This is a genomic window from Polaribacter sp. R2A056_3_33 (assembly GCF_019278485.1).
Classification (GTDB): Bacteria; Bacteroidota; Bacteroidia; order Flavobacteriales; family Flavobacteriaceae; genus Polaribacter.
This window is the reverse complement of record NZ_CP058984.1, coordinates 2,894,792-2,905,000: the sequence shown is the minus strand read 5'-3', so window position 1 is coordinate 2,905,000 and position 10,209 is coordinate 2,894,792. Positions and strand designations below refer to the sequence as shown.

The following is a 10,209-nucleotide window of genomic DNA, read 5'->3' as shown; positions in this document are numbered from 1 at the left end:
GTTCAAATGTGTTTTATTGGTTGAAGAAAACATTTTTTTAGGTGCTAAATCTGTTCTTGGTATCATTCTTTTTGTAAAAAAGTACTTGGGTTGACAACTCTGGAGATATTTGAAATGAGAATTCCCACAAAGTAATTCAGAAAATCGGAATAATATGAGCTCTTATATATAGGTGTATATTTATAAATGATTTGAACTCGACAAATTGGGTGCTTTACAAATGGTAAAAAAAGGATCATTATCATCTTACTACTCTAAAAAAACGATTAAGCAAGTTTTTTTAATACATAGGAACGTAGTTTATGGTATTTTGTTTGGGTAAATAGTATCGAATAAGATGAATTTGGTTGAGACTTATATATAATCTATATGAAAACTAACAGCTCCTAAAAAGAAAACACTTATTGTCAGTTCATTAAAACTAATAGACCTCACAGGTTTTAAAAACTGTGAGGTCTTGGTAATAGTTCTGCTTAAATATTGCAAAAGTAATCTATAATGTTTCTTGCATATTAAGCCAGTACTTATATTAAAGAGGAAACCTTCAAAAGGAACTTCATTCTGCAAATTTGTTGTGTTAGGGATTGAAACGGCATCCTTTTTATATGATTATTGATGCGATAGCAGAAATAAGCATACAAAAAGATATAGTGCAAAGCCCGACCACGCTTTTTTCGACGTGGGAACACCCCAAAAAAATCACTCTAAAAATGTAATATTAAAATTTAAAACGTGTAACCTAAACCTATTTGTAGTACTCTATTTTTATATGAATGCTCTATAAACGAAGAAGGATAAGCGACCTTAGAGATATCTGATAGACCAAACATATATTTAGTTTCTAAAAATAATCCAAAATTAAAATGATATTCTAAACCTGCCAGTAAACCCGAATCAAAATTTTTATAGTCATCCACTTCAAATCTATTAGGGTTATGGCTGCTTTTCTCTTTCGAATGTACAACATACCCTAAATAAGTTCCGATGTTAAAATAAAAATTATGATGAACTCTTGCTTTTAAATAAATAGGTAAATTAATTTGATTGATTTCGTGCGTGGTAAAATCTCCTGGTTCTGTATAATTATAAACCCATCCTTGTTCTGAATACGCCAATTGAACTTGTAATAAAATATTGTCTTTTTCTTCTGTTAATGGAAAATTAATTCCCGCTGCCACATAAAAAGATTTTCGATTATCGAATTCTCTACTTGAGGACACTCCTTTTTCAATCACTTTAAAATTTGTATTGGAAAGGTTTAAACCTCCTTTTACAAAATATCTTATTGAAGATTGACCGAAGTTATATGAACTAGTAATCAAAAGTATAAACAGAATTACAACTTCTTTTTTCATTCTAAATATTATTATAACACTAAAAACTTACTATTTTTCTTTAACAAGACAGCTTACTCTACAAAAGTAATTCAACATTAATTTAAGTAGGCATTTCGAACATATTTAAATGCTTTTTCAAAATTCCGGATGGTGTGCTTTTTGTTTCATCAAAAATTCTGGTATCTCCAAAGAGAATAAAACTATCTCTTGCTCTGGATACCGCTACATTTAACATGTTTGGTTTATTGTCTCTATCGAAAAACAGGACACCTTCGTCTTCATTAGTGTATACAGAACTAAATAAGACAATGTTGCGCTCTGCTCCTTGCAAAGCATGAACGGTTCCTAGTTTTATCTCGTTTACCTTAAAACCAGATTCTATTAATGCTTTTGAAAGTTCTGTTTTCTGACTAGCAAAAGGCGTAATGATTCCTAAAACACTTTCTATTTTATCTACATTATACGCTTTTTGTATATCTTCTTTGTGTCTATTGATCCATAAAATGATGGCTTTTACCTCATTCATATTATGACGACTGTTAAACTTTCGCTCGCTATAACCTTCTACATGATACGCCATCATGGACGCAAAAACTTGATCCTCATGTGCTTTCCCTTTCATCGGTTTTAAAATACCATCATAGGCTAGTTCATTACAAAATCCTATTATCTCATCATTACACCTTCTGTGCTCTAACAACAATAATCCATTTTCTTTTGTAGTAACTAATGGAGTTTCATATTCGCAGGCATTTTGAGCCATTTTCATGATACTTCCGCTTGATGCTAAAAACCCAATGTTATTTAGATATTCTTTTTGCGCTAGATCTGTAACAATATTTTGATCGGTTAAGTTTCCGTAATCGATTTTTGGAGGAATAGACCAAATTGGTTCTATTTGTTTTAAATCTCCTACTACAATTGCTTTTTGAGCTAATGAAAATATTGGAATACTGACTTCTGGCGTTACTTGACCAGCTTCATCAATAATTAATAAATCTAAAAAATTAAATAACGGCAGGTATTCGAAAATTGGTTTTCCGTTTTCATTATCTCCTTGAAATTGGCTGAATAAAAAATGTGTTGGTGCTGTATATAACGTTGCCACAAAACAAGGCGTTAACATTGCTCTTCGTTTCCATTTTGCAATGACCGTTTTTTCTCCAGTTCCCTTTTCTGTTTCATTTTCTAAAACATCTTCTGTTTCTAGAATCCACCTTGCCTCCCAATAATGCGTTGCTAATAAAAACGCTTTGTGACGTAAACTTAAATCTATTTCATCATAAAAAAATCGATGTGTTTTATCTTTAGACTCCATTTTTTCATATTCGAACTCCCACATTTGTTCTTCTGAAATAAAGGGATAGCCTGTAATCTCATTTAAGTGTTTCCAGTTTTTTAATCTTAAGTTTGACGACAACGCTAAGTTAAAATCTGTAATACATTTTTTTATAAAGGCTAGTGCTGTTTTATCATCTGTAAGAGTTTCTTTACTTATAATAAAAAGATGCTCTTGGTCTTTACTATTTTCTTCTGAATCTACTTTAAAATAACGTTTTATTTCGTTGATAAAATTACCTTCTTTAGCTAGCGACTTTATCTTGACAATAATATCTCTCCACTCTTGTAATTTTGAGATTTTAATTACATTTTTTTTAATGTGATTCTCCCTATTCAGTAGTAAATTATTCACCTTTTCTATAGAGGATAAATAATCTTGAGAGATTTGAACTCCCTCCATTAAATTATCTTCTATCACCGAAATTTCTTCTTGCAGGTGATTACAGATATCTTCTAATGAATTAGCACCGAAACCAAAATAATCTAAATATCTACTATAAAAGAAATTCTTGGCATCGTGTATATAATTCTCATTTTCTAAATCACACAAAGTACCTTCATTACCAAACATGTTTCCTTTAAGATAATTAATATCTTTTAAAGATTTTTCACTTTTAGAGCTTGATGGCAAATACGTAGCATAGCCATTAAAACCAGGAATCCAGCGTTCGGCTAAATTCCCCATAGTACTTTTAGAATTTATAAAACTATCTATAATATTGGTTACCGCCTGGTTATTTGTTGAACATGCCAAAATAACAGGAGCTTCTTCTCCATTAATTGCAGCTCGCACCACTTCCGTGGCCACCAAACTTTGCAATAAAGTAGTTTTTCCGGTTCCTGGAGGTCCGTTTACAGCCGTAATTCCATTTTCTTCTGCTGTTAAATAAGACAACAAAGTTTTACGCTGACTAATAGAAAGCGGAAATTCGTTAGACATTTGCCCTAAATGCAAATGATTGTAATCTAAAAAGCCTTTATCGGTAATTGGATCTCTTCGCTCTCTGTTTCTTGGATTTATTATTTTTGAAATTAACGGAAGTTCTTCTGTTTCATTTATTAAATTCTCATACAGAAACAGAATGCTTTTTGCTGCTGATATTTTAGAACTTCGTGCAAAATAAGTGACTTTGTTATTGGTTTTATATCCTTCTGCCCTATAATCCTCTATACCGATACCAGTAATTTCTAAAAAAACTAAACTAATATACTCCCAATAAGAAGCCCAATCTAACTCTTCTTCCTCCTCTACTTCTGGTTGTTCTAAATCTCTAGCTTCTGCGATTGTTTCTATGGATGAAAAAATAAAATCGTTACCAACCTCCGCTATCGGGTCTAAATAATTACGAACTATTAATGGAAATATTTCTCTTGGGGCAGATAATTGGCCTAAACGGTTTACTCTTGCCGTAATCCAAAAGGGGTGAATTGTTTTTTGTTTAAAATTAGGATCGTCTGTTTGAAAATCTAACTGAAAAGGTGCTATAATAATTTCGGCATCAAATACTTGATGCCAATTATCGCTATCTTTTTTAGTAACTCCTTTTAACCTATTAATTCTTTTCTCTTCTACATCAAGCATTTCAGCAGCATTTTTAGCACTAATGGTTGCTTTGCTTAAATCGCAATAATTTTGATGAAATAAGTTTTTAATTCTAGAAATGTCTACTGCTAAGTTTTCACTGTCTGTTAAACTGTTTTTATAATAATTTAACCAGTTTTTTACGTTGCTCATGTATATATTTAGAATTCTAGGTTAGTAAATTAAAAAAATGGAGTGCGAATATATACTTTTCGTTGTTTAATCTTGATGAAATAGTTGCTATAATTAATGATAAAAATAAGGTTGTACTCTTAGTTATTGAAGGCTAAGCTATTAATTATAATAATCCTTTTATTTGAAGTTTCATCCTAAAATATTAAGTGGATACTATAATTACACAAAACCTATATAAAACAAAAAACCTTACTATTTCTAGTAAGGTTTAAGTGAGCCCTGAAGGATTCGAACCTTCTTTAATTTTGTTAGTGTTTATAGTACTTACCTCTACTCTATTATTTTTTGTGTGCCTAAAAGTGTGCCTTAAAACACAATTTATCTTAATAAATCTAAATAGACTTTTAGAATAAATATCTAATTATATACCATATTAATTTTTAAAAAGGTAAATCATCTTCTACCTCATCTAAGAAACTAACAGGTGTTACTTCTGGTAATTTTTCTGATGTAGGAACTTGAATATTTAAAAGTTCAATTCTCCATCCTTGTATAGCATTAAAGTATTTTGCAACACCTTCTGGATTTAACCACTCTCTACCTCTCAAATTAATGTCTATTTTCACCTCTTGTCCTACTTTATAATCATTTAGTAAATCACATTTATCTTGAATGAACTCTACTAAAATATACTGAAGATATTGTTCTTCTGTAGTAATAACAACTTCACGTTTTCTAAAACCATTACGACCTATGTTTTTAGTATCATATAATACTTTTATTTTTCCTATGATTTCCATTTATATATTTCTTAATGAATGTCTTTATTATACTCTTTTGAAGAAAACACCAATTTTGTATCTCCATTATTATTTAATTCTAAAATAAGTTCTGTACCATTTGAAAATTCAACCTTAGCTATATCGAAGTTTGGATTAGGTACTATCATTTTATTATTAGAAGATAGGTTTTCATTAATTTTATCTAATAAAATCTGAAATTGATTACCTATAAACCTATAATAAACTGCTTCTAAAATATTGAAATAATAGAGCAATAAAATTCTATTAGTAATTGGTATGGAAAATATATCTTTAAATTCATTTTTAGTATAAAAATAGATTTGATAATTTAAATCATTTCGTCTAAATGAACCTGCACCTTTAAGCTTTAAATCAGTATTCTCATATCTATCTCCTATTTTAAATATTAACGTTTTTAAAAATATATTTTCAATTTTTAGCTGACTAGCATTTGGATGAAGACTCTGAGTTTTGTTCTTCCTTAAAAAACTTTTCTCTTTAATTTGATTTAATTTATTCTGAGCCATATCTAAAGGGTTTAAAAAATATATTTCTCTTTTATGATAATCCCACTTATGTTTATGCTTATCTAAAGTTTCAATATACAAATCATAGAAATTCTCTACTAAAGGATTATCTTTAAACATAGCTGAATTTTCTATTGGTGGCAATCCAGTAGGCTGAATAATAGTTTTAAAATACAATTTCTTATACTTTTTTAACCATTTCAACTCTTCTTCAGTATTGAAATCTTCAACTGCCATGGAGCAATAGATTCTAATCATCACATTTTCCTTTTTTTTTTTGAATTTTTAATTTAAAACGTCTACCCTTATCATCTTTGATGAAAGCAATCCTATTCGATAAATGAGGTGATATAAAATGGGAGTTGTCTAGCCATTCTCCATTAGAGAAATAGGTTTTTATTAAACTTTTATCCCTAATCTCTATAGATAATTTATATTATGTTCTGTTTTAAGGTTTTAATAATCCACCTCAGCACAATAAATTCCAATTACAATGTTTTATATGCTATTTGTTGAATCTTTGCAGTTAAAAAATAGTAATTAAATACTGATTATTTTAAACTTCATAATTATTTAATAAAAACATCACCATTTCTTGAAAAAGTAATCTTATAAGTTCTTTGAGTTGTCATATTATAGAATTGATTATCTCTTTGAATAATGCCAAAGGAATATTCACAATTTTCGTTATCCTTTTGTAAAATTTTTATTGTCTTATAATCAAAATAAGAACCAAAATCAGGATTACTTTTTAAATACTCTAAAAAATATTTACGAGCTTTAGCTATTGTACAATTTATAAAGTAGCTTTTAGGTATATCTTCATTTTTTTCTAATAAAGTTTTGTCAATTATTTTAAATTTAATATTAGTTTGTACCATCCCATTAACACCAATTAATCTAATAAAATCATTCCTATCTTCTTGAAACTCTATAATTTTAAAGCTATTAATTATTTTTTCTTCAACTATATCATAAAGATATAGTCCATTCTTTGAAAACTTGTATTTCATTTTGGGATAAAAATTACTTAAATATGGAAAGTGTAAATTTTCATCATCTCTATACAAAGCCCAGTTAAACAAATAATGTTTTGGTTCATTAATATTATAAATGACACTATCTGAAATTTGAAATTTGTTTAAATACCAAGACTCATTCTTTAAACTTTTATAATAAGTAGAATCAATAACATCATTTTCGCCTTTAAAAATTGTAGTTAAATTAGTAAGGTATAAATCTCTACTTTCAAATAATTTATCAGTAGAAGAAAGAACTAACTTGTCTGCTTTATAATTATACTTATAAGCTTTATAAATTTTATTTTTATTGTCTAATTTTCCTTCGGAAAGGAATATAGAATCTCCTGAAAAATAATAATCTCTATATCTAACAAATTGTTCTCTATACAAACCAAAAGTGCTATCTACTTGTGGTTTTAAAATAGTATTTGGAATCACTGTCATGAGTCCTGATGGATTTTCTGATGTAATTGGTATAGGTTTTCTCATAGAATCTATAATCCAAATATTATTTTCAAATTTTGCTTTTGCTTGTTTTCCTCTTTTATCTGTAGAACATGCTACTATTGATAAAACAGCTATTAATATTAATAATTTTTTCATTTCTTTTTCTTTTTAATAGGTTAATTTTTAATTGTTGTCATATATGGCATTAAGTAAAGCTAATATAAATAATAATCTTGTCATGAATGACAAGCCAAGAAGAATTACTTAATAAGCTTAAAGATAATCTATTGATTACTCTTGGAAAAAGGGTGCAAGAACTTAGAGAAGCTCAAGGTTTATCACAAGTTGATTTAGCTGGAAAAATGTTAGGCAAATTTGATACTACTAATATTTCAAGAATTGAATCTGGCAGAACAAATCCTACAATTTTTACTCTTTTTCGAATTGCTGAAGCTTTAGAAGTACCTCTTCACCAAATTTTAATTTTTGAAGATTCAAAATAAATTCATCTATTAAAACTAATCTTAAATTTATTTAAGATTATAATGAACTTCAAAAAATTGTCTATTTATGTTGCCAACAATTTATATCTCCAGAATTAGAAACACAGTGTCTACATTGTTTCCCTGTACTTTTTGCTGTAGCTTGGCATTGATTGTACTTACACTCTACAGAACTATAACTTACTAATTCTGCGTTATTGAATCTTTCAGAAGTTTCAAGCCCTTTAAATGATAGCAATGAAGCAATCCCTAATATAAATATTTCATATTTCTACTTTTAATTTTAATTTTAAAGTAAAAATAAAGCTTAAAGAAATACTCTTAAAGGTTTTGCAACCTTGCAAAACTTATTTTATACATTTAAATCTAACCCTGAAAAAGGGTCTCCATATTTATCAATTAATTTACTCCACTCATCCTTCATATTACACCTAACAAGTAAAGTTCTATCTAAATCTATTTTTTTAGGCATATTCTTACCTCCATCAATAAAATAATGTTGTGCAATACTTTCATGTATCACTTTTGTAAAAGCAGATTTGATTCTTGATAAATGCACATAAATTGCATTAGAGTTAGTATCGGTTAAATCATCAATACTTTCTTTCATTTTATCAAAATCTAATCTATTAGAAACGGACTTATAAAGCTCTAATAGTTCTTTTTTGTACCTATTTAGTTCTGTAAGTAAAATTCCTTTAGGATAATTTAAAAATAACAAATAAATACTTTTACTTAAATGACTTAACTTAATTTCTAAATTATAATCACTTAAAAATATATTAAATTTTTCATCTATTTTTAACGCACTCAATTTGTCTAATTGTTCTGTATTTTGAGTTTTTAAATAACTCTCTATAATTGGTAAAACGTGTAAGAAACTACCATTGTCTTTTAAAATATTAAACTGTGTAAAAATTATATCTATTGCTTCTTTTGATTCATTATCTAATTTTATATTTGTATCACCATCATAAATAGAAGGAGAATGTAAAACTTCTCCAATATAAATATTGGCTAAAAAAGAGCTAACTAATTGCTTAAAATCAGGAACAGAATTATATTCAAATCGAATGAATTCACAAGTATTATCAATAGCCAACAAACCTGTTGTTATATCTCCATTATAACCTAGATACTTTTTAATAATCTTAAAATTTAACTTCTCTGAAATATTGTATTTAGGTAATCTTGGATAAAAGTATTTTATAGATTCTAAATTACTTGATTGACCAACTATTTCAGACCAAAGAATAAATCGTTTTCCTTTATTTTTAAAAGTATTTTGAATAGTACTATAATTTGACACTATATAGTTAACAACTTCTGGTTGATTATTGTTTTCTATAAATATAACATATTCACTTAAACTTACAAGTTGAAAAAAATCAATTTTAAATCTATCTATTTTTAATGAGTTATAGAGATTCATAAATTACTAGATTAACTTGTATCTACCTCTAATGTTTTTGTTATAAAACTCACCAAAAGAACTTGCTTCTTTAAAATTATACCATACTTGTTTAGGTACATTTTTAAAGATATAATTCTTTTTTGCTGTCTTTAATATCAGATAACCATGTCTACCATTACAACTATAAAAATTGGCATTTCTAATCCAAGAACTAGAAGAAGTGTTTACTGAATCTGTAAAATTAAAAGTTGCACTTGAAATCTTTTTTACTGCTTCAGAATAACTTGTATAGGTTAAAGGCAGCGTCTCACAATCTTGCCCTTTACAGGATAACATAAATAGTAAAAATGTAATTAACAGTAATTTATTCATTTTGTAAATTTAATGTTTTTAAATAAAACTAAATTTAGCTATTAATATTAATCTGAATTAAATTTAAGATTAAAATATAGGATAAAAACCTTGACTATTGACTAGTGAACATCTCTACTATTTAAAGAAAAAAATCCAAAATCTACTGCAGACTCATATATAGATTCACAGTAAAAAGTGGATTTTTTTTTATGATTTTGGTTAATACTTTTAACCATAATAATTTCATAAATACTACAATTCTAAAAAATTATGATTTAGACATAATTACTAAAAGTACTAAACTATAGTATTCCATTATCTGCAAAACTGTAATAATCATTTTTTGTAACTATAATATGGTCTAATAATTTTATGTCTAAATAATTACCAGTAACTCTTAACTTCTCTGTAAGATTTTTATCAGTTTCACTTGGCTTTAGATTTCCAGAAGGATGGTTATGAGCTACAATAATAGAGGAAGCATTACATTTTAAAGCTACTGAAAAAACTAATTTAACATCTACAAAAGTTCCTGAAACACCTCCTTTAGATAAAGGATATATTCCTAAAACTTCATTATTCCTATTTAATAAAAGAACTTTAAACTCTTCCTGTAATTCAATAATACTTTTATTCCAATAATTAATAAAAATATTATATGAGATTTGGCTATCTTTTATTTTTTCTCTCTTACTAATTATAGTAGAGTAAGAAACACTTATTTCTGAAATTTCCATATAGTAA

General features: G+C 27.4%; 9 protein-coding genes. 1 reads left to right on the top strand and 8 read right to left on the bottom strand.

Features of this window, described 5'->3' with window-relative positions; all coding sequences use genetic code 11:
* Nucleotides 1-725 precede the first annotated feature (725 nt).
* The 5 genes from H0I29_RS12170 to H0I29_RS12150 form a co-directional block, all read right to left on the bottom strand.
* Nucleotides 726-1,355, bottom strand: coding sequence for a porin family protein (locus H0I29_RS12170; protein ID WP_218732950.1), 630 nt, complete (start codon nt 1,353-1,355; stop codon nt 726-728).
* A gap of 82 nt (nt 1,356-1,437) precedes the next feature.
* Nucleotides 1,438-4,413, bottom strand: a complete 2,976-nt coding sequence (locus H0I29_RS12165; RefSeq protein ID WP_218752551.1) for an ATP-binding protein — start codon at nt 4,411-4,413, stop codon at nt 1,438-1,440.
* 422 nt (nt 4,414-4,835) lie between these two features.
* Nucleotides 4,836-5,195 carry a DUF3127 domain-containing protein gene (locus H0I29_RS12160; protein ID WP_218752550.1) on the bottom strand — a complete coding sequence of 120 codons (360 nt, stop codon included), beginning with the start codon at nt 5,193-5,195 and terminating at the stop codon, nt 4,836-4,838.
* Nucleotides 5,196-5,206: 11 nt separating this feature from the next.
* Nucleotides 5,207-5,962: a hypothetical protein gene (locus tag H0I29_RS12155; protein ID WP_218752548.1), complete on the bottom strand. Its 756-nt coding sequence runs from the start codon at nt 5,960-5,962 to the stop codon at nt 5,207-5,209.
* A gap of 332 nt (nt 5,963-6,294) precedes the next feature.
* The gene (locus H0I29_RS12150) at nt 6,295-7,350 is read right to left on the bottom strand and encodes a hypothetical protein (RefSeq protein WP_218752546.1); all 1,056 of its coding nucleotides are present in this window, start codon (nt 7,348-7,350) and stop codon (nt 6,295-6,297) included.
* 86 nt (nt 7,351-7,436) lie between these two features.
* Between H0I29_RS12150 and H0I29_RS12145 the strand changes: the two genes are divergently transcribed.
* Nucleotides 7,437-7,697 carry a helix-turn-helix domain-containing protein gene (locus tag H0I29_RS12145; RefSeq protein ID WP_218752544.1) on the top strand — a complete coding sequence of 87 codons (261 nt, stop codon included), beginning with the start codon at nt 7,437-7,439 and terminating at the stop codon, nt 7,695-7,697.
* Between the two features lie 352 nt (nt 7,698-8,049).
* Here H0I29_RS12145 and H0I29_RS12140 read toward each other — a convergent pair whose 3' ends face one another.
* From H0I29_RS12140 to H0I29_RS12130, 3 genes are all read right to left on the bottom strand, one after another.
* Nucleotides 8,050-9,129 carry a hypothetical protein gene (locus H0I29_RS12140; RefSeq protein WP_218752542.1) on the bottom strand — a complete coding sequence of 360 codons (1,080 nt, stop codon included), beginning with the start codon at nt 9,127-9,129 and terminating at the stop codon, nt 8,050-8,052.
* A 6-nt stretch (nt 9,130-9,135) separates the two neighbouring features.
* Nucleotides 9,136-9,483, bottom strand: coding sequence for a KTSC domain-containing protein (locus H0I29_RS12135; protein ID WP_218752541.1), 348 nt, complete (start codon nt 9,481-9,483; stop codon nt 9,136-9,138).
* 284 nt (nt 9,484-9,767) lie between these two features.
* A complete protein-coding gene (locus H0I29_RS12130) occupies nt 9,768-10,202 on the bottom strand; it encodes a RadC family protein (RefSeq protein ID WP_218752540.1) in 435 nt (144 codons plus the stop codon).
* Nucleotides 10,203-10,209: the final 7 nt, after the last annotated feature.

Coding starts and splice junctions, on each gene's coding strand:
- H0I29_RS12170 (WP_218732950.1), bottom strand. CDS start 1,355: ATGAAAAAAGAAGTTGTAATTCTGTTTATACTTTTGATTACTAGTTCA.
- H0I29_RS12165 (WP_218752551.1), bottom strand. CDS start 4,413: ATGAGCAACGTAAAAAACTGGTTAAATTATTATAAAAACAGTTTAACA.
- H0I29_RS12160 (WP_218752550.1), bottom strand. CDS start 5,195: ATGGAAATCATAGGAAAAATAAAAGTATTATATGATACTAAAAACATA.
- H0I29_RS12155 (WP_218752548.1), bottom strand. CDS start 5,962: ATGGCAGTTGAAGATTTCAATACTGAAGAAGAGTTGAAATGGTTAAAA.
- H0I29_RS12150 (WP_218752546.1), bottom strand. CDS start 7,350: ATGAAAAAATTATTAATATTAATAGCTGTTTTATCAATAGTAGCATGT.
- H0I29_RS12145 (WP_218752544.1), top strand. CDS start 7,437: ATGACAAGCCAAGAAGAATTACTTAATAAGCTTAAAGATAATCTATTG.
- H0I29_RS12140 (WP_218752542.1), bottom strand. CDS start 9,129: ATGAATCTCTATAACTCATTAAAAATAGATAGATTTAAAATTGATTTT.
- H0I29_RS12135 (WP_218752541.1), bottom strand. CDS start 9,483: ATGAATAAATTACTGTTAATTACATTTTTACTATTTATGTTATCCTGT.
- H0I29_RS12130 (WP_218752540.1), bottom strand. CDS start 10,202: ATGGAAATTTCAGAAATAAGTGTTTCTTACTCTACTATAATTAGTAAG.